Below are 19,184 nucleotides of genomic sequence, written 5' to 3' on the forward strand. Positions count from 1 at the left end.
ATGCTTCCATCGGGAATAAGGATCTGGCAGCCTGAGTTCCCAACTAAAATACTCTCCAGGAAAACCGGGGCGGTTCAGTCTGCTGCAACGCTTCCCTTCCAGTCGTCATACTGAACATGAGCCTTAAAGTGTTCTTTTTCCATCTTATTAATCCTTTGCTGTGGGTAGTCAAAGGTAGCGTAGCGCAGATTTTGGACAATACAAGCCATAAAGCCCCGTTAGTGGTACAAGCAACAAGCAGAGCGTAGCGACTTCATCAGATTGTCAGAAGGATCACACCTTATCAGGGTGCTCGTGTACCGTTAGGAGCGTGAGCGAAGCGCTGGCAGAGCCGGATCTGTAGCTACCGGGGCATTACCACTATTCACCTGTTTACGCAGCCACAAGGCCGCACATCGGGCTTAAAATGCGTGTGATCAGTCTGTCGATGACATAACAATGCCAGGGTGGGCTTTTTCTTCACGTTTTACTATCGCGGTGTGAGGATGCAACTGCCGCCAACGCTGAGTTATACTGTCATCTCACCATGTAACTTAGCGTGACAGTTACCAAGGGCGGATCACAATGGTAGAACCCATAGGCGACTAAAATAGGTAACTATTTAAGTTGCTGGCAGAGAAGACTTTCAAGGCTTCTCCACAAGGGGAGAGATCTGGAGCGGGCGAAGGGAATCGAACCCTCTTATAGAGCTTGGGAAGCTCTCGTTCTACCATTGAACTACACCCGCTTCGGTGTGTGACAGGCATTATAGACCTAACGCGCCGCCAGGCAAGCGTTTAAGCGACTAACTGACCATAAATTAGTCGCTTAGCTGATATTTTAACATTTAGGCGGGCTGCCCTGGGGTGGCAAATAACGCAGCGGATCGATAGCCGTCGCCTTATAGCGTATCTGGAAGTGCAACCGCACTGAATCGGTATCGGTGCTGCCCATGGTGGCAATTTTCTGCCCAATCTTCACGCTTTGCCCGTTGTTGACCAGGATAGTGTCGTTGTGGGCGTAAGCCGTCATGTACTCTTCACTATGCTTGATCATGATGAGATTGCCGTAACCACGTAGCTGATTACCGGCGTAGACCACCTTCCCTGCACCGGATGCGTAAACCGCCTGCCCACGTTGCCCCGCAATATCAATCCCTTTGTTGCCCCCGTCGGAGGTGGAATAGGTCATCACCACCTTGCCGGTGGTCGGCCAGCGCCAGCAGCGTTGCCCCACTGGCGGCCACGAGGAGAGCGGCACCGCAGACGAAGGGACGACTTTGGCGGTTTTGGTCGCGCCTTTTGCTGAGGATGATTTGGACGCGCTATTGAGCTTCAGCCGCTGCCCCACCTCAATGGTATAGGGTGGCGAAATGCCGTTCAGCCGGGCCAGGTCTCGCACGCTGGTGCCCGTCTGCCGTGAGATTTTATACAGCGTATCCCCACGTTTGACCGTGTAAACATCCCCACTACTGGACGACTGGCTCCCGGCGCATCCCGCCAGCAACAGGGCAATGGCCAGACAGCTGGCAATCTGAAAAGGGGTTCTCGTCAGGCTTCCTGCGCTCACAACAGATCCTCAAAGCAAATAAATGGCGTCTTAGTTTAGCAGCCAGAGACGGGATGCCAACCTTTCAGTGATTGTTGTGCATAAAGGGGTAGCCCTGAGCAATAATTGCCATAACTTCCGGCAGCCAGTTCATCGTCGGGACTTTAACCAGCGCCGGGAAAAACACCTGCGGCGAGGGAAGGCCTCCACCACATGGCAGTGAGGCAGTTTTGCCGCATCCACTTCTGAGGATGGCAACTGGGTTGCCGCTGCCAGGCTGGACTCCAGCCATTCCAGAATCACACCCGTCTGAGTAACGAGCATAATAACCTGCGGGTTGCCCCCGGCTTTACGCCACAGGTCAATCCCCTGTGCGAGCGGTCTTATTATGGCGGCCACCGGGCTACGTATCTGCAATATCAAACCCTTCCCGGTCGCCAATATGTTACCCGGGCTTTTGCTGGTAATGCCTTTTTCCGCTCTGTGGGGCAAACTCTTTGCCTGATTGTTGATATAATCATCTCTCGCCCGGTGGCGCTATCTGTTGCGCCATTTGGCGTTTCAAGAGCTGGAGCTGGAATGGTTATTCAAGAACACGTTATTTTGCTTAACGATCAGGGACAGGAAATCGGCACACTGGAGAAGTACGCCGCCCACACGTCAGATACCCCGCTGCACCTGGCATTCTCTTGCTGGTTGTTTAATCACCTTGGCGAGTGTCTGGTAACCCGCCGCGCCCTGGGCAAAAAAGCCTGGCCCGGAGTCTGGACCAATTCCGTCTGCGGCCATCCGCAGTCCGGTGAAACCCCGGAGCAGGCCATCGTTCGTCGTTGCCGCTTTGAAGCGGGTGTTGAGATTATCGATATCACCACCGTTGCTGCGGAATTCCGTTACCGGGAAACCGATCCTTCGGGCATCGTCGAAAATGAAATCTGCCCGGTTTTTGCCGCCCAGGTCATAGGTCCGCTGGCGATAAATCCGGAGGAAGTCATGGCGCATCAGTGGGTCGCGCTGGAATCGTTGTTTAGCGCCCTGGATGCGACGCCCTGGGCTTTCAGCCCCTGGATGACGCAGGAAGCGCTGCTTGCCAGAGATAAGCTCCGGCAATTTGCCGCTACCGTCAGGCAATAAAAAACCCCACGTTTTACGGTGGGGTTTGAGTGCGTCTGTAAGACTTATTTCACCGGGCGCATGGCCGGGAACAGGATAACGTCGCGGATGGTGTGGCTGTTGGTAAACAGCATCACCATGCGGTCAATACCGATGCCCAGACCCGCGGTTGGCGGCAGACCATGTTCCAGTGCGGTGACATAGTCTTCGTCATAGAACATCGCTTCATCATCACCCGCATCTTTGGCGTTCACCTGATCCTGGAAACGCTGGGCCTGATCTTCCGCATCGTTCAGCTCGCTAAAACCGTTACCGATTTCACGGCCACCGATGAAGAATTCAAAGCGGTCGGTGATTTCCGGGTTCACGTCGTTACGGCGCGCCAGCGGAGAAACCTCTGCCGGATATTCGGTGATAAAGGTCGGCTGGATCAGATGGGCTTCAGCCACTTCTTCAAAGATTTCGGTCACGATACGACCCAGACCCCAGCTCTTCTCAACTTTGATGCCAATGCTTTGGGCAATAGCTTTCGCGGAGTCGAAGTTATCCAGATCCGCCATATTGGTTTCCGGACGGTACTTCGCAATGGCTTCGCGCATGGTCAGTTTTTCAAACGGCTTACCGAAATCAAACACTTCGTCGCCGTAAGGCACTGCGGTGTTACCCAGAATGTCCTGAGCCAGCGTGCGGAACAGGGATTCGGTCAGTTCGATCAAATCTTTGTAATCCGCATACGCCATATAGAGTTCCATCATGGTGAACTCTGGGTTATGGCGCACGGAGATGCCTTCGTTACGGAAGTTACGGTTGATCTCGAACACGCGATCAAAGCCGCCGACCACCAGACGCTTGAGGTACAGTTCCGGCGCGATACGCAGGTACATGTCCAGATCCAGCGCATTATGATGGGTGATAAACGGACGTGCGGAAGCGCCGCCTGGGATCGCCTGCATCATCGGGGTTTCGACTTCCATAAAGTCGCGATTGACCATGAACTGGCGAATACCGGCCATAATCTGCGAACGGATTTTAAAGGTATTACGGGATTCATCGTTCGAGATGAGATCCAGGTAGCGCTGACGATAGCGCGCTTCCTGATCCTGCAAACCATGGAATTTGTCCGGCAGCGGGCGCAGGGCTTTGGTCAGCAGACGCAGTTCGGTACAGTGAATCGACAGCTCGCCGGTTTTCGTCTTGAACAGCTTGCCTTTCGCGCCGAGGATATCGCCCAGATCCCACTTCTTGAACTGCTCGTTGTAGACGCCTTCCGGCAGATCGTCACGGGCCACGTACAGCTGAATACGGCCACCCACATCCTGTAAGGTAACGAAAGAGGCTTTACCCATAATGCGGCGAGTCATCATACGACCCGCGACGGCAACCTCAATACCCAGCGCTTCCAGCTCTTCGTTCTCTTTCGCATCGAAGTCAGCGTGCAGTTGGTCTGAGGTATGGTCACGACGAAAATCATTCGGGAACGGCAGACCTTGCTCGCGCAGGTGCGCCAGCTTCTCGCGGCGGGTTTTCAGTTCATTATTAAGATCGATTGCCGCGTCAGCGCCCTGTGCTTGTTGTTCAGACATGTTGGTTCCTCATAACCCTGCTTTCAAACTTGCTTCGATAAATTGATCCAGGCTACCGTCCAGCACCGCCTGCGTGTTACGGGTTTCAACACCGGTACGCAAGTCTTTAATGCGGGAGTCGTCCAGGACATACGAACGGATCTGGCTGCCCCAGCCGATGTCAGATTTGTTATCTTCCATCGCCTGTTTCTCGGCATTTTTCTTCTGCATCTCCAGCTCATAAAGCTTCGCTTTCATCTGCTTCATGGCCTGGTCTTTGTTTTTATGCTGTGAGCGATCGTTCTGGCACTGGGTTACCGTGTTGGTCGGGATGTGCGTAATACGCACCGCCGATTCAGTACGGTTAACGTGCTGACCGCCCGCACCGGATGCGCGATACACATCGATACGCAGATCTGCCGGGTTGATTTCGATATCAATATCGTCGTCCACTTCCGGGTAAACAAAGGCGGAACTAAACGATGTATGACGGCGACCGCCGGAGTCAAACGGGCTCTTACGGACCAGACGATGGACGCCGGTTTCAGTGCGCAACCAGCCGTAAGCATAATCACCGATAATCTTGATGGTGACGGACTTGATCCCCGCAACTTCACCTTCAGACTCTTCGATGATCTCGGTTTTAAAGCCGCGCGCTTCCGCCCAGCGCAGATACATGCGCGTCAGCATGCTGGCCCAGTCCTGGGCTTCAGTACCGCCGGAACCCGCCTGGATATCAAGGTAGCAGTCGGCGTTATCATACTGGCCGGAGAACATGCGGCGGAATTCAAGCTGCGCCAGCTTCTCTTCCAGAACATCAAGTTCGGCGACAGCTTCGTTGAAGGTATCTTCATCGTCAGCTTCAACCGCCAGCTCCAGCAGACCGGAAACATCTTCCAGCCCCTGAGTCATTTGATCGAGCGTTTCTACGATGGCTTCGAGGGAGGAACGTTCTTTACCCAGCGCCTGAGCGCGTTCAGGTTCGTTCCAGACGTCCGGCTGTTCCAGCTCGGCGTTTACTTCTTCAAGACGCTCTTTCTTGGCATCATAGTCAAAGATACCCCCTGAGAACGTCGGAACGTCCTGTGAGGTCTTGAATGCGGTTATTTACCGGATTGATTTCAAACATGGTCTGTTTTCTTTTAATGGACTAGTCAAAATGCGGTGATAAGGGCGGAATTGTAGCGGATCCACGCCCTTATTAGTAGAGATTACTGGCGCTAAATTGGCCAGATATTTTCGATAATCAGCTGCACACTACGGTTACCGCGAAACTCATTCACATCCAGCTTGTAAGCGACGGTCACCTGACGCACGCCGTTATCCGGCCAGCATCCGGTGTCGACATTAAAGGCAATACCATCCAGCAGCGGCCCGCCGCCTACCGGTTCCAACATTACTTTCAGGTGCCGTTCGCCCACCAGCCGCTGTTGCAGAAGACGAAACTCGCCGTCGAACATCGGCTCCGGGAACATTTGCCCCCAGGGTCCGGCTTCGCGCAGCATCTCAGCAATCTCGAGGGTCATCTCCCCTGCCGCGAGCGGGCCGTCAGAAACAATTTCCCCCTGCAACAAAGAAGGGTCCAGCCATTCGGTGACCAGCTCGCCAAAACAGCGCTGGAACTCATCGAAGCGGGACTCTTCAAGCGACAGCCCGGCAGCCATCGCATGACCGCCAAACTTAAGCATCAGGCCAGGATAAAGAGTATCCAGGCGCTCCAGCGCATCACGCATATGCAGCCCCTGAATGGAGCGGCCTGAGCCTTTCAGCGTGCCCTCACCCGCCGGGGCAAAGGCAATAACCGGGCGATGAAAACGCTCTTTAATGCGAGAGGCGAGGATCCCCACCACGCCCTGGTGCCAGTCAGGATGGTACATCGCCAGCCCGCCGGGAAGGGTGTCGCGGCTGCGCTCCAGTTTCTCACAAAGCTGCAGGGCTTCCGCCTGCATCCCCTGCTCTATCTCTTTGCGCGTCTGGTTAAGCGCATCGAGTTCACTGGCCAGCATCCGGGCTTCGCCGAGATTCTCGCTTAACAGCAGCGCCACGCCAACGGACATATCATCCAGCCGTCCGGCGGCGTTCAGGCGCGGCCCCAGCGCAAAACCGAGATCGCTGGCAGCCAGCTTTTGCGCATCGCGGTTGGCCACTTCCAGCAGGGCTTTAATGCCGGGCCGGCATTTTCCGGCACGAATGCGGCTTAAGCCTTGCCAGGTCAGGATGCGGTTATTGGCATCCAGTGGCACCACATCCGCGACCGTCCCCAGCGCCACCAGATCAAGCAGCTCAGCCAGGTTGGGGATCGCAATACCACGGGTTTCAAACCAGCCGTTATCACGCAGGTGGCTACGTAACGCCAGCATCAGATAAAACGCCACGCCAACGCCTGCCAGAGACTTCGAAGGGAAGCAGCATTCACGCAGATTGGGATTAATGATGGCTTCGGCAGCGGGCAACGTATCGCCCGGCAGATGGTGATCGGTCACCAGCACCGGGATCCCCAACTGATGCGCCCGCTCAACGCCAGCGTGCGAGGAGATACCGTTATCCACCGTGAGGATAAACTGCGCGCCACGCGCGTGGGCCTGATCCACCACTTCCGGGCTCAGACCGTAGCCATCTTCAAAACGATTGGGCACCAGAAAGGCGATATTTTCGCCGCCCAGCGCCCTGAGTGCCAGTACGCTGAGTGCGGTGCTGGTTGCGCCATCGGCGTCAAAATCGCCCACCACCATAATGCGCAGCCCGTCGCGCAGAGCGCGAGAGAGAACCGCTACCGCGTTATCGATCCCGTGCAGTTGCTGCCACGGGAGCATACCTTTAACGCTGCGTTCCAGCTCACTGGCCTGACTTACGCCCCGACTGGCGTATAACCGACTCAACAGCGGGTGTAAATGGGCTGGCAGCGCCGCCGCGTCTTTCTCTTCACGGCGGCGAAGTTGTATTTCAGATTTCACAGGAATTACTTACCGCCCGTCTGTTTTTGATGTTCATCGAGGAAGGCTTTCATCTCTTTTGGCCCCTGGTAGCCCGGCACCACATAACCGTTGCTCAACACAATCGCTGGCGTACCGTTGATGCCAAACTGCACGCCCAGGGCATAGTGATCGGCAATATCAACATCACAACTTGCCGGCTGTACGCCTTTGCCGCCCATCGCATCATCAAAGGCTTTGTTGCGGTCTTTGGCGCACCAGATGGCTTTCATATCTTTCTCGGCCTGGCTCTGAAGCCCCTGACGCGGGAAGGCCAGATAACGGATGGTGATGCCCAGCGCATTGTAGTCCGCCATCTCTTCATGCAGCTTATGGCAGTAGCCACAGGTGATGTCGGTAAACACCGTGATCACATGTTTTTCCTGCGGAGCTTTATAAACAATCATCTCTTTTTCGAGGGCGTTGAGATGGGTCATCAGCAGCTGGTTGGTCACATTAACCGGCATCGCGCCGCTTACGTCATACATCGGCCCCTGGATAATATGTTTGCCATCTTCAGTCACGTAAAGCACGCCGCTGTCGGTAAGTACGGTTTTCAGACCGGCTACCGGCGCTGGCTGGATCTCAGAACTCTGAACACCCAGTTTTGCCAGGGATTGCTTAATTGCCGCGTCATCGGCATGGGCATTGCCTGTCAGTGCTGCCGCCATCAGGGTCAATGCAATGAAACCTTTTTTCATAACCTTTCCTTAAAAAACCTGCCGTCACGCCCGTGGGTGATGCTGTTGATGAAGCTGTCGCAGTCGCTCAGTCGCAACATGCGTATAAATTTGCGTGGTGGAGAGATCGCTATGGCCAAGCAACATCTGGACCACGCGTAAGTCTGCACCATGATTCAGTAAATGCGTAGCAAACGCATGACGTAAAACGTGCGGCGAGAGCTTTTCGCTATCAATCCCCGCAAGCTGCGCATAGTGTTTGATGCGATGCCAGAAGGTCTGTCGCGTCATCTGCTGCGCGCGCTGGCTGGGAAACAACACATCAATAGAGACGCCGTTTAACAGCCAGGGCCGACCATGTTCGAGATAGTTTTCGACCCAGTAAACAGCCTCTTCGCCCAGCGGCACCAGACGCTCTTTGTTCCCTTTACCGATGACCCGCACCACGCCCTGACGCAAGCTGATGTCGCTCATGGTCAGCCCCACCAGTTCGGAGACACGCAGGCCCGTGGCATACAATACTTCCAGCATTGCTTTATCGCGTAACTCCAGCGGCTGGTCAATGGCAGGCGATGCCAGCAAGCGGTCAACCTGAGCTTCACTGAGATCTTTCGGCAGGCGTTGGGGCAGTTTCGGAGAGGCCAGCAGCGCGCTGGGATCGTCCGCACGCAGCTTTTCCCGGTACAGATGCTGAAAGAAACGGCGCATTGCGCTAAGCAGTCGCGCAGTGCTGGTCGCTTTGTACCCCCCCTCCTGCCGTTCCGCCAGAAGTCCTTGTAAATCATCAGCCTGTACAGTCTCTAGGCTTAATTCCCGGTGGTCTAGCCACTCAACCAGACTTTGCAGATCGCGGCGATACGCACTGAGCGTATTTTCCGCCAGATTACGCTCAAGCCACAGGGCGTCAAGAAACTGTTCGATGTATGCGAGATCCCTTTCCATCCCAACCTCTTGTTGTCTGATGTCGCTGCATTATGCCTGATTGCCATCTGATTCTGGTACAATGCCGGGAAAGACACATCAGGAATTGAGATTTTTACGTTATGAACATCGGTCTGTTTTATGGCTCCAGTACTTGCTATACCGAAATGGCGGCGGAGAAAATCCGTGACATTATTGGCCCGGAGCTGGTGACGTTACACAACCTGAAAGACGATTCACCCACGCTAATGGAGCAGTACGATGCCCTTATCCTTGGCATTCCGACCTGGGATTTTGGCGAGCTACAGGAAGACTGGGAAGCCATCTGGGACCAGCTCGATACGCTGAACCTTAAGGGTAAAATCATCGCCCTGTACGGCATGGGCGACCAGCTCGGGTACGGCGAGTGGTTCCTTGATGCGCTCGGCATGCTGCACGATAAACTGGCGCCTCGCGAGGCGAAGTTTATCGGCTACTGGCCGACGGAAGGTTATGAATTTACCAGTCCCAAACCGGTGATTGCTGACGGTCAGCTGTTTGTCGGACTGGCGCTGGATGAGACCAACCAATACGATCTCAGCGACGAGCGCCTGCAAAGCTGGTGCGAACAGATTCTGCAGGAGATGGCAGAACACCTGGTCTGATACCGCCAGTAGTTTAGTTCTGCCCCTGCGTCGATTGCTGTGAAATCATTCGGCGTAAATCGCGCCACTCCTGCGCATCCATACTGTCTGCCGCCAGCCACAAATGCTGGCGACGCCCTTTCTTACTCTTACTGTGCCGTAAGCGCACGACCATCCCGATGCTGAGCATCCAGGGCGTGCCAACGATCTCCCACTCCACGCCCTGCCAGCGCAGGCGATAATCCATTAAGAGTTTGATCTCTCCCTGACAGGCATTGATACGGCGTTGGCTACGGACACAGTCAAACACCACCAGCGACAGCAGTAGCAGCCAGAGCGGCGTGTAGCTCAACGGCCACGGGACCAGCAGCACGAAAGCCGCCATCAAGCCATGGAGTAATAATGAAAGCCATTGTGAGCGCCAGGAGACGCGTAAATCAGATTGCCACAGGACCACGTTCCCGATTCCGTGTTTGAATTAACTGCACCATCCGTTGCAACTCGCTATCCTGCGGTTTGCCATGATTCATTAACCAATTAAATAAATCCGGATCATCACTTTCGAGAAGACGCACAAAAACGCGCTTATCATCATCACTTAGCGAATCATATTCATGTTCAAAAAAAGGCATGACAGAGATATCAAGTTCGCGCATTCCACGTCGGCATGCCCAGTGAATACGGGCTTTGTTGTTAATATCCATTTCTGATTCCTGCATTGCTGCGATGGGCATCCATTGTAACGTGTTTTTAATCATCCATTCGCGGAATATTTAGATTTACGAGCGGACTTCCAGAATAAACCCCAGAGGGGTTAACCATTTGCTGCTTTTACCTGAACATCAGCGTTAGTTATTAGCGCACAAATCGCCTGTTTTTATCGCTTGCATTGATCGATGGCTCTTTTACCATTAGGCCATGACATCGCGTCAGGCTAATCAGGATACTATTTATGGCTTTTACCCCGTTTCCTCCGCGCCAGCCAACCGCGTCTGCGCGCTTACCGCTGACCCTTATGACCCTTGATGACTGGTCTTTGGGATCCATTACCGGTGCGGATAGTGAAAAATATCTGCAAGGTCAGGTCACCGCTGATGTGGCTAAGTTAACTGACGGCGAACATCTTCTGGCCGCGCATTGCGATGCGAAAGGCAAGATGTGGAGCAACCTGCGCCTGTTCCGCAAAGAAGGCGGTTTTAACTGGATTTTGCGCCGCAGCGTGGCAGATGAGCAACTGACGCAGTTGAAGAAATATGCCGTATTCTCAAAAGTGGTGATCGCCCTCGACAGTGAAAAAGTTCTGCTCGGCGTGGCTGGTTTTCAGGCGCGTGCAGCTCTGGCGAATCTGTTCACAACTCTGCCCGATGGCGAAAATCAGGTTGTTCGCGAAGGAGACACCACCCTGCTGTGGTTTGCTCATCCGGCAGAACGCTTTTTACTGGTGACAGATGCCGCCACCGCCGAAAGCGTTACCGGGAAATTACGTGGTGAAGCGCAACTGAACAATAGCCAGCAGTGGCTGGCGCTGAACATTGAAGCCGGACAGCCGATTATTGATGCCGCCAACAGCGCGCAGTTTATTCCACAGGCGACTAATATTCAGGCGCTTGGCGGGATCAGCTTCAAAAAAGGGTGCTACACCGGCCAAGAGATGGTCGCCAGAGCCAAGTTCCGTGGCGCCAATAAACGTGCGCTCTGGTACCTGGCCGGTAACGCCAGCCGTGTACCGCAAGCAGGTGAAGATCTCGAACTGAAAATGGGCGACAACTGGCGTCGAACCGGTACTGTCCTGGCCGCTATTCAACTGGATGACGGGCGAGTACTGGTGCAGGTGGTGATGAATAACGATATGGAGCCTGACAGCGTATTTCGCGTACGCGACGACGCCGGTACCCTAGCAATTGAACCGCTGCCGTATTCACTGGAAGAGTGAGTTAAAAGCAAAAACGGCAACCTCAGGTTGTTTTTAGTGTTTGCACCCTCTCCCGTGGGAGAGGGCATCAGACCGCACACAATCAAACCTGCCCGACGTACAAATAGATCGCCAGAAAGTGACAAACGCTGCCGCCCAGCACGAAACCGTGCCAGATAGCATGGTTATAGGGAATGCGTTTGCAGACGTAGAAAATCACCCCAAGCGAATACACCACGCCGCCAGCCGCCAGCAACGTCACCCCGCCCACCGACAAGCGTGTGGCAAGCTGGTAAATCACAATCAACGACAGCCAGCCCATGGTCAGATAGGTCACCAGCGACAGCACTTTAAAACGATGGGCGATGGTCAGTTTGAACAGGATCCCCAGCAACGCCAGGCTCCAGATAACAATCATCAGCCCGCGCGCCAGGGGGGAATCCAGCCCGACCAGCAAAAATGGCGTATAGGTTCCGGCAATCAGCAAATAAATCGCGCAGTGGTCAAACTTTTTCAGCCACACCTTGGCCCGCTGATGGGGGATAGCATGATAGAGGGTGGAGGCCAGAAACAGCAGGATCATGCTACCGCCATACAGGCTGTAACTGGTGATGGCCATGGTACTGGCATTGCTGTCCACCGCCTGAACCAGCAGGAGCACCAGACCGACGATCCCAAACACCAGCCCGATACCGTGGCTGATGCTGTTGGCTATTTCCTCAGCCAGGGTATATCCCTGTTTGATAAGTGGCTTTTCCACCATAATTCACTCCAGGAGCACGCAAAGAAAAAGTTCGCGGGTATAGAGTAACTGAGAATGGTTTCAGTGCACACCTGTTCGCTAAAATATTTAGTTAAATAATAAAACTCATATAAATCAATAAATTAAACTAAAAACTGAGTTAACAACTGTATTTTAATTTTTCAAAGACATTTAAAATCAATCACATAAAACCGATCCTGGCCAGGATAGATCTCCGTAATCACCTGCCTGAGCTCCGTAAGGCTCATGTTTTCCTGTTCAGCATGTTTTTCCGTCAGGGTATCCAGGGTAATGGTCGAGGTCGCCGTGACCTGGATGGTGCAGAAATAAGCATCATCTTCATAGCGCCCGACGCGCAGGATATCACCGGCTTTGAAGTGTGATTCGGCTTCATCACGCAGGGTAATGGTTTTGCGCCCGGCCAGAATGTCGGCCTGAAAGCGTTTAAAAAAAGTGATGTCGTTCGGCTGCATGTTATTATTCCCTGATGATAAATCTGCTAAGTGAGTCATCAATATCGTGAGTATGTTCTCCCACGCCGCTATTGCCAGTCTCAACAATCTGGAGATGATGGTCTACAACTATGTCGTCAAAAATCGTGACAAAGTGATGTACATGACCATCCGTGAACTGGCCGACGGCGCGGGTGTCTCCACCACCACGGTGCTGCGGTTTTGCCGTAAGCTGAATTGCGAAGGATATTCCGAATTCCGCGTACGTTTTAAATTATATTTAGAACAGAATGAACCTCAACAGGCTAATTTTGGCGCAAGTGAAATTATTAGTTTCTTTAAAGGCGTAAATAATGATGAGTTCGATACGCTATTAGATAAAGCCGTCGACATTATATTATCCTCAGAGCGTATTATATTTGTTGGCGCCGGGACCTCCGGGGCGCTGGCAAAATACGGCGCACGCTTTTTCTCTAATATTGGTAAATTCAGTAATCATATTGATGACCCCTATTTTCCGGTCACCAATGATATGGCGAGAAACGCGCTGGCTATCGTGCTTTCCGTGTCCGGCGAAACCGAGGAGATCCTGCGTTTCGCCAGCCAGTTCAGCCTGCACAAATGCAAAGTGCTGTCGATAACCAGCCACGAACATTCTCGTCTGGCAAAGCTGGCTGACTTCAATCTCTCCTGGCATGTCCCGCAAACACGTATTGCCGGGGTTTATGATATTACCACTCAAATTCCCGTCATTTATATTCTGGAATCGCTTGGCCGAAAACTGGCGAGAAAAATAGCATAAAAAAAACAGGCTGTTTTTTTGATGTAACAAGTTACCCTTGCGGTAATTTGTTATATCGTGACTTTTTTATTCTCTTTGTTAGACTCGATCCCAGAAATTAATATAGCGAGACGACTAACAATGAAAAAATTGACCTTACCAAAAGATTTTTTATGGGGCGGCGCAGTCGCTGCACATCAGGTTGAAGGCGGCTGGAACCAGGGTGGTAAAGGTCCAAGCATTTGTGATGTGCTGACCGGCGGCGCGCACGGCGTTCCGCGTGAAATCACCCAGCAGGTCATTGAAGGGAAATATTACCCGAACCACGAAGCCGTCGACTTCTACGGCAACTATAAAGAAGACATCAAACTCTTCGCCGAAATGGGCTTCAAATGCTTCCGTACTTCTATCGCCTGGACACGCATCTTCCCGAAAGGGGATGAGCTGGAGCCAAACGAAGAAGGCCTGCAATTCTATGATGATATGTTTGATGAGCTGCTCAAATATAACATCGAGCCGGTTATCACCCTGTCCCACTTCGAGATGCCGCTGCATCTGGTGCAGGAATATGGTACCTGGACTAACCGTAAAGTCGTTGATTTCTTTGTACGCTTCGCCGAAGTGGTGTTTGAGCGCTACAAGACCAAAGTCAAATACTGGATGACCTTCAACGAAATCAATAACCAGCGTAACTGGCGTGCCCCGCTGTTTGGTTACTGCTGCTCCGGCGTGGTCTATACCGAGCACGATAACCCGGAAGAGACCATGTACCAGGTGCTGCACCACCAGTTCGTGGCCAGCGCGCTGGCGGTCAAAATTGGTCACCGCATCAATCCGGAAATGAAAATCGGCTGCATGCTGGCGATGGTGCCGCTGTATCCGTTCTCCTGTAAGCCTGAAGATGCCATGTTCGCCCAGGAATCCATGCGCGAGCGTTATGTCTTTACCGACGTTCAACTGCGCGGTTACTACCCGTCCTACGTGCTCAATGAGTGGGAACGTCGTGGCTTTAACATCAAGATGGAAGCAGGCGACGAGCAGGTGCTGCGTGAAGGTACCTGTGATTATCTGGGCTTCAGCTACTACATGACCAACGCCGTGAAAGCAGAAGGCGGTTCCGGTGATGCGCTTGAAGGCTTCCAGGGCAGTGTGCCGAACCCGCACGTAAAAGCCTCCGACTGGGGCTGGCAGATTGACCCGGTAGGTCTGCGCTATGCACTTTGCGAACTCTATGAGCGTTATCAGAAGCCGCTGTTTATTGTTGAAAACGGCTTTGGCGCTTACGACAAAGTTGAAGAAGATGGCAGCATTATTGATGACTACCGCATCGATTATCTGCGCGCACACGTCAAAGAGATGGTTGAAGCTGTCACATATGACGGCGTGGATCTGATGGGCTACACCCCGTGGGGTTGTATCGACTGCGTCTCCTTCACCACCGGTCAGTACAGCAAGCGTTACGGCTTTATCTATGTCAACAAACACGATGACGGTACCGGCGACATGTCCCGTTCCCGTAAGAAGAGCTTCGACTGGTATAAAGCGGTGATCGCCAGCAACGGCGAAAATATCTAAGTCTGTTTGCCGGATAGCGCCCTGCTATCCGGCATTTCTCATTACTTCCCGCCCACCAGCTCAATAAAGCTGCCTGTCACATACGATGCTTTGTCGCTCAGCAACCAGACAATCGCCTGGGCAACCTCTTCCGGCTGACCGCCGCGCTGCATTGGTAATGACGCCTTTACCCGATCCACTCTCCCTGGTTCGCCGCCGGATGCGTGCATGTCGGTATAGATAAAACCTGGCCGCACGCTGTTAACTCGAATGCCCTGGGCTGCCACTTCCAGCGCCAGGCCCGTGGTGAGCGTATCCATCGCCCCTTTTGATGCCGCATAGTCGACATATTCCCCCGGAGATCCAAGCCGTGCTCCAGCCGAAGAGACATTGACGATGGCCCCGCCCTGCCCGCCATGAGGCACGGCCATACGCTTTATCGCCTCGCGGCAGCACAGGAATGTGCCTGTTACGTTGGTCTGCAATACCTGATTGATGCGCGCTGCCGTCATCGCTTCCACACGACTCTGGGTAAACAGAATGCCAGCGTTATTCACCAGCGCCGTCAGCGGCTGGTCTTCTTTATCAATACGGGCAAACATCGCCACCACCTGGGCTTCATCGCTGATATCGGCCTGCACGGCAAAGGCATTGCCGCCTGCGGCAATAATGGCCTCCACCACCGTCTGCGCCGCATCTGCATTTTGCTGGTAATTCACCGCAACCGTATAACCTTCCGCGCCCAGCAGCAGCGCCGTTGCTTTGCCAATTCCCCGACTGCCGCCGGTCACCAGTGCGATTGCCACGTTTCATTCCCCCCATAAAAAAAGCCGGGTGCAGCAAAGGCTGACCCGGCGCAAAGTATAGTGCGAAATGATTACTGATAGTCGCTCATTGGCACACAGGAGCAGAACAGGTTGCGATCGCCGTAGACGTCATCCAGGCGTTTCACCGTTGGCCAGTACTTATTGCCATAGCCCGCCGGGAAGACTGCCAGCTCGCGGGTATAGGCATGATCCCACTCCGCCACAAGCTCATTCTGAGTATGGGGTGCGTTAACCAGCGGGTTATCGGCCAGCGGCCATTCGCCCGCTTTCACGCGATCAATCTCGCCACGGATCGCCAGCATCGCATCAATAAAGCGATCCAGCTCAGCCTTGCTTTCAGACTCTGTCGGTTCGACCATCAGCGTGCCCGCAACCGGGAAGGACATGGTCGGCGCGTGGAAGCCGTAATCGATCAGGCGCTTGGCGATATCCAGTTCACTGATGCCGGTCTCTTCTTTCAGTGGACGAATGTCGAGGATACATTCGTGCGCCACATGACCGTCACGTCCGGTGTAGAGCACCGGGAAGGCGTCCTGCAAACGACGGGCAATGTAGTTGGCATTAAGGATAGCCACCTGACTTGCCTGCTTAAGACCTTGCGCCCCCATCATGCGGATATACATCCAGCTGATCGGCAGAATCGACGCACTGCCGAACGGCGCAGCAGACACCGCGCCCTGGCGGGTCAGCATACCTTCAATTTGCACCACGCTGTGACCCGGCACAAAAGGAGCAAGGTGCGCTTTCACACCGATTGGCCCCATACCCGGGCCGCCGCCGCCATGCGGAATACAGAAGGTTTTATGCAGGTTGAGGTGCGACACATCCGCGCCAATAAAGCCCGGCGAGGTGATCCCCACCTGCGCATTCATGTTGGCCCCGTCGAGATACACCTGACCACCGTACTGATGCACGATGTCGCATACTTCGCGGATGGTTTCTTCATACACGCCGTGCGTGGACGGGTAGGTCACCATAATGCAGGAGAGATTCGCCCCAGTCTGCTCGGCTTTCGCCCGCAGGTCAGCCAGGTCGATGTTGCCGTTTTTATCACATGCCACGACCACTACCTGCATGCCTGCCATCTGAGCAGATGCCGGGTTGGTGCCGTGGGCAGAGCTTGGGATCAGGCAGATATCACGGTGACCTTCGTTGCGGCTTTCGTGATAGTGACGAATCGCCAGCAGGCCGGCATATTCACCCTGCGCACCGGAGTTTGGCTGCATACAAAGCGCATCGTAACCGGTCAGTTTCACCAGCCAGTCGGACAGCTGATTGATCATCTGATGATAACCTTCAGCCTGGTCTGCCGGGCAGAACGGGTGCAGTTCGGCAAACTCCGGCCAGGTGATGGGGATCATCTCCGCGGCAGCATTGAGTTTCATGGTGCAGGATCCCAGCGGGATCATCGCCTGATTGAGCGCCAGATCTTTACGCTCAAGCGAGTGCATATAACGCATCATCTCGGTTTCGCTGTGATAGCGATTAAACACCGGATGCGTCAGGATAGCATCGTCACGCAGCATGCCCGCAGGAACCGAGCGGCTGTCGTGGGCCACGTCTTTGTCCAGAGCGTCAATATCTGTCGCCTGCGCATCACCCAGAACAACCGCCAGCAGCGCCTGCACATCTTCACGGGTGGTGGTTTCATCAAGCGTAATACCGACCGCATTGCGGATGTCGCTACGCAGGTTGATTCCGGCGGCTTCCGCCCGCGCCAGCACAACCGCTTTATTCGCCACTTCGACGCACAGAGTGTCAAAGTAATGGGCGTGACGCAGTTTCAGCCCATGCTGTTGCAGGCCGGCGGCAAGGATATCGGCCAGGCGATGGATGCGACTGGCAATGCGTTTCAGGCCAACCGGGCCATGATAGACCGCATACAGGCTGGCGATGTTTGCCAGCAGTACCTGCGAGGTACAAATATTGGAGTTCGCTTTTTCGCGGCGGATATGCTGCTCGCGGGTCTGCATTGCCATGCGCAGCGCCGTGTTACCGGCGGCATCTTTAGATACGCCAATAATGCGGCCCGGCATGGAACGTTTGAATTCATCTTTTGCCGCGAAGAATGCCGCATGCGGGCCGCCATAGCCCATTGGTACGCCAAAGCGCTGTGCGGAGCCGAAGACAATGTCAGCCCCCTGCTTGCCAGGTGCCGTCAGCAATACCAGCGCCATAAAGTCTGCGGCGACGCTGACCACAATTTTGCGACTTTTCAGTTCGCTAATCAGGGCGCTGTAGTCATGCACTTCGCCGGTTGTTCCCACCTGCTGCAACAGCACGCCAAACACATCCTGGTGGTCGAGAACTTTGCCTGCCTCATCGACGATAACGTCAAAACCAAAAGTCTCAGCACGGGTGCGAACCACATCGAGGGTTTGCGGATGAATGTCGGCGGCCACGAAGAAGCGGTTGGCATTTTTCAGCTTGCTGACGCGTTTGGCCATCGCCATCGCTTCGGCGGCGGCGGTCGCTTCATCAAGCAGAGACGCGGAAGCAATATCCAGCCCGGTCAGATCCAGAGTCACCTGCTGATAGTTCAGCAGCGCTTCAAGACGGCCCTGGGAGACTTCCGGCTGGTAAGGAGTGTAGGCGGTGTACCAGCCGGGATTTTCCAGCATGTTGCGCAGGATAACCGGAGGTAACTGCACGGCGGTGTAACCCATGCCAATGTAAGACTTAAAGCGCTTGTTGCGGCTGGCAATCGCTTTCAGCTCCGCAAGTGCCGCATATTCGGTGGTCGCCTCACCAATATCCGGCGGGCTTGCCAACTGAATATCCTGTGGGACGATCTGCGAGGTCAGCGCATTGAGCGACTCCGCGCCGACAACTGCCAGCATGTCATGCTGCTGCTGAGCGTTGGGGCCGATATGTCTTTCAATAAATGCGCCGCGATTTTCAAGCTGACTTAACGTCTGAGTCATGAGCGATGGTTCCTGAAACGTGCGATGGGGCGTGATAATTACTTGTCGAATACGCAAAATAATTCGCGTTGCAGGAAGGCGGCAACGAAGCGAATCCCCAGGAGCTTACACAAGTAAGTGACTGGGGTGAGCAAGGATGCCAACACACCTGCAACGTGAAGAATGACGCGTATTTATTCGTCTTCTAACAGTGCTTCGTACTCTGTTGCGCTAAGCAGCGCCTCAACTTCAGCTTCATCGCTGGCTTTGATTTTGAAAATCCAGCCTGCGTCGTAGGGTTCGCTGTTAACCAGTTCCGGCTCATCGCCCAGCGTCTCGTTGACCGCAACGATTTCGCCGCTGATCGGAGCATAAATATCTGATGCCGCTTTTACCGACTCAGCGACCGCACAGTCGTCACCTGCGGCGACGGTTGCTCCCACTTCCGGTAAGTCGACAAACACCATGTCGCCCAGAAGTTCCTGCGCATGTTCGGTGATCCCGACGGTATAAGAGCCATCGGCTTCTTTACGCAGCCACTCGTGTTCTTTGCTGTATTTCAGTTCTGCTGGTACGTTGCTCATCACTCGGTCTCCA

18 protein-coding genes, 1 tRNA gene and 2 pseudogenes are annotated in these 19,184 nt (G+C 54.0%); 6 read left to right on the top strand and 15 right to left on the bottom strand.

The features are described 5' to 3' along the window. Window positions 1–653: 653 nt before the first annotated feature. The 3 genes and pseudogenes from ACSZO4_RS10320 to ACSZO4_RS10330 all read right to left on the bottom strand — a co-directional run. Window positions 654–727 (bottom strand) — tRNA-Gly (locus ACSZO4_RS10320). A gap of 92 nt (window positions 728–819) precedes the next feature. After that, complete coding sequence (actS, locus tag ACSZO4_RS10325) at window positions 820–1,548, bottom strand: amidase activator ActS (protein WP_437888837.1); 729 nt, start codon at window positions 1,546–1,548, stop codon at window positions 820–822. Between the two features lie 64 nt (window positions 1,549–1,612). After that, window positions 1,613–1,893 (bottom strand): annotated as a pseudogene (locus ACSZO4_RS10330) (LysR family transcriptional regulator); the annotation flags it as partial. 4 nt (window positions 1,894–1,897) lie between these two features. Here ACSZO4_RS10330 and ACSZO4_RS10335 point away from each other — a divergent pair. Both ACSZO4_RS10335 and idi read left to right on the top strand, forming a co-directional pair. Further along, a pseudogene (locus ACSZO4_RS10335) lies at window positions 1,898–2,032 on the top strand (DUF554 family protein); the annotation flags it as partial. 74 nt (window positions 2,033–2,106) lie between these two features. Further along, the gene (gene idi / locus ACSZO4_RS10340; RefSeq protein ID WP_437888838.1) at window positions 2,107–2,658 is read left to right on the top strand and encodes an isopentenyl-diphosphate Delta-isomerase; all 552 of its coding nucleotides are present in this window, start codon (window positions 2,107–2,109) and stop codon (window positions 2,656–2,658) included. Between the two features lie 44 nt (window positions 2,659–2,702). Here the strand turns inward: idi and lysS are convergent, their stop codons facing one another. From lysS to xerD, 5 genes are all read right to left on the bottom strand, one after another. Then, window positions 2,703–4,220, bottom strand: coding sequence for a lysine--tRNA ligase (gene lysS / locus ACSZO4_RS10345; protein ID WP_437888839.1), 1,518 nt, complete (start codon window positions 4,218–4,220; stop codon window positions 2,703–2,705). 9 nt (window positions 4,221–4,229) lie between these two features. Beyond that, window positions 4,230–5,328, bottom strand: a protein-coding gene (gene prfB / locus ACSZO4_RS10350; RefSeq protein WP_437888840.1) for a peptide chain release factor 2 whose coding sequence is annotated in 2 segments (ribosomal slippage) — window positions 4,230–5,252 and window positions 5,254–5,328 — 1,098 coding nt in all. Because the reading frame shifts where the segments join, the coding sequence is not laid out codon by codon here. Between the two features lie 91 nt (window positions 5,329–5,419). After that, window positions 5,420–7,153 carry a single-stranded-DNA-specific exonuclease RecJ gene (recJ, locus tag ACSZO4_RS10355; protein WP_437888841.1) on the bottom strand — a complete coding sequence of 578 codons (1,734 nt, stop codon included), beginning with the start codon at window positions 7,151–7,153 and terminating at the stop codon, window positions 5,420–5,422. A 5-nt stretch (window positions 7,154–7,158) separates the two neighbouring features. Beyond that, window positions 7,159–7,872: a bifunctional protein-disulfide isomerase/oxidoreductase DsbC gene (gene dsbC / locus ACSZO4_RS10360; protein ID WP_437888842.1), complete on the bottom strand. Its 714-nt coding sequence runs from the start codon at window positions 7,870–7,872 to the stop codon at window positions 7,159–7,161. Window positions 7,873–7,896: 24 nt separating this feature from the next. Continuing rightward, window positions 7,897–8,793 carry a site-specific tyrosine recombinase XerD gene (gene xerD / locus ACSZO4_RS10365; RefSeq protein ID WP_437888843.1) on the bottom strand — a complete coding sequence of 299 codons (897 nt, stop codon included), beginning with the start codon at window positions 8,791–8,793 and terminating at the stop codon, window positions 7,897–7,899. Between the two features lie 101 nt (window positions 8,794–8,894). On the opposite strand from xerD, the gene fldB reads away from it, so the two are divergent. Then, window positions 8,895–9,416: a flavodoxin FldB gene (gene fldB / locus ACSZO4_RS10370; RefSeq protein ID WP_437888844.1), complete on the top strand. Its 522-nt coding sequence runs from the start codon at window positions 8,895–8,897 to the stop codon at window positions 9,414–9,416. 13 nt (window positions 9,417–9,429) lie between these two features. On the opposite strand, the gene ACSZO4_RS10375 is transcribed toward fldB, so the two are convergent. After that, complete coding sequence (locus ACSZO4_RS10375; RefSeq protein ID WP_437888845.1) at window positions 9,430–9,852, bottom strand: protein YgfX; 423 nt, start codon at window positions 9,850–9,852, stop codon at window positions 9,430–9,432. Next, window positions 9,833–10,099, bottom strand: coding sequence for an FAD assembly factor SdhE (sdhE, locus tag ACSZO4_RS10380; RefSeq protein ID WP_437888846.1), 267 nt, complete (start codon window positions 10,097–10,099; stop codon window positions 9,833–9,835). Before sdhE ends, ACSZO4_RS10375 begins: the two co-directional genes overlap by 20 nt. A 248-nt stretch (window positions 10,100–10,347) precedes the next feature. On the opposite strand from sdhE, the gene ygfZ reads away from it, so the two are divergent. After that, window positions 10,348–11,328 carry a tRNA-modifying protein YgfZ gene (gene ygfZ / locus ACSZO4_RS10385; protein ID WP_437888847.1) on the top strand — a complete coding sequence of 327 codons (981 nt, stop codon included), beginning with the start codon at window positions 10,348–10,350 and terminating at the stop codon, window positions 11,326–11,328. 82 nt (window positions 11,329–11,410) lie between these two features. On the opposite strand, the gene trhA is transcribed toward ygfZ, so the two are convergent. Beyond that, the gene (gene trhA, locus ACSZO4_RS10390; RefSeq protein ID WP_437888848.1) at window positions 11,411–12,070 is read right to left on the bottom strand and encodes a PAQR family membrane homeostasis protein TrhA; all 660 of its coding nucleotides are present in this window, start codon (window positions 12,068–12,070) and stop codon (window positions 11,411–11,413) included. A 161-nt stretch (window positions 12,071–12,231) separates the two neighbouring features. After that, window positions 12,232–12,543: a N(4)-acetylcytidine aminohydrolase gene (yqfB, locus tag ACSZO4_RS10395; RefSeq protein WP_437888849.1), complete on the bottom strand. Its 312-nt coding sequence runs from the start codon at window positions 12,541–12,543 to the stop codon at window positions 12,232–12,234. A 52-nt stretch (window positions 12,544–12,595) separates the two neighbouring features. On the opposite strand from yqfB, the gene ACSZO4_RS10400 reads away from it, so the two are divergent. Both ACSZO4_RS10400 and ACSZO4_RS10405 read left to right on the top strand, forming a co-directional pair. Further along, the gene (locus ACSZO4_RS10400; RefSeq protein ID WP_437888873.1) at window positions 12,596–13,324 is read left to right on the top strand and encodes a MurR/RpiR family transcriptional regulator; all 729 of its coding nucleotides are present in this window, start codon (window positions 12,596–12,598) and stop codon (window positions 13,322–13,324) included. 120 nt (window positions 13,325–13,444) lie between these two features. Further along, complete coding sequence (locus tag ACSZO4_RS10405) at window positions 13,445–14,878, top strand: 6-phospho-beta-glucosidase (RefSeq protein ID WP_437888850.1); 1,434 nt, start codon at window positions 13,445–13,447, stop codon at window positions 14,876–14,878. A gap of 41 nt (window positions 14,879–14,919) precedes the next feature. On the opposite strand, the gene ACSZO4_RS10410 is transcribed toward ACSZO4_RS10405, so the two are convergent. The 3 genes from ACSZO4_RS10410 to gcvH form a co-directional block, all read right to left on the bottom strand. After that, entirely contained in the window at window positions 14,920–15,663 is a 744-nt protein-coding gene (locus ACSZO4_RS10410; protein ID WP_437888851.1) for an SDR family oxidoreductase, read from the bottom strand. Between the two features lie 71 nt (window positions 15,664–15,734). Next, the gene (gene gcvP / locus ACSZO4_RS10415; RefSeq protein ID WP_437888852.1) at window positions 15,735–18,608 is read right to left on the bottom strand and encodes an aminomethyl-transferring glycine dehydrogenase; all 2,874 of its coding nucleotides are present in this window, start codon (window positions 18,606–18,608) and stop codon (window positions 15,735–15,737) included. Window positions 18,609–18,781: 173 nt separating this feature from the next. Beyond that, the gene (gene gcvH / locus ACSZO4_RS10420) at window positions 18,782–19,171 is read right to left on the bottom strand and encodes a glycine cleavage system protein GcvH (protein ID WP_437888853.1); all 390 of its coding nucleotides are present in this window, start codon (window positions 19,169–19,171) and stop codon (window positions 18,782–18,784) included. Between the last annotated feature and the right edge of the window lie 13 nt (window positions 19,172–19,184).

Source organism: Phytobacter sp. V91, assembly GCF_965644225.1.
Lineage (GTDB): Bacteria > Pseudomonadota > Gammaproteobacteria > Enterobacterales > Enterobacteriaceae > CBFFRJ01.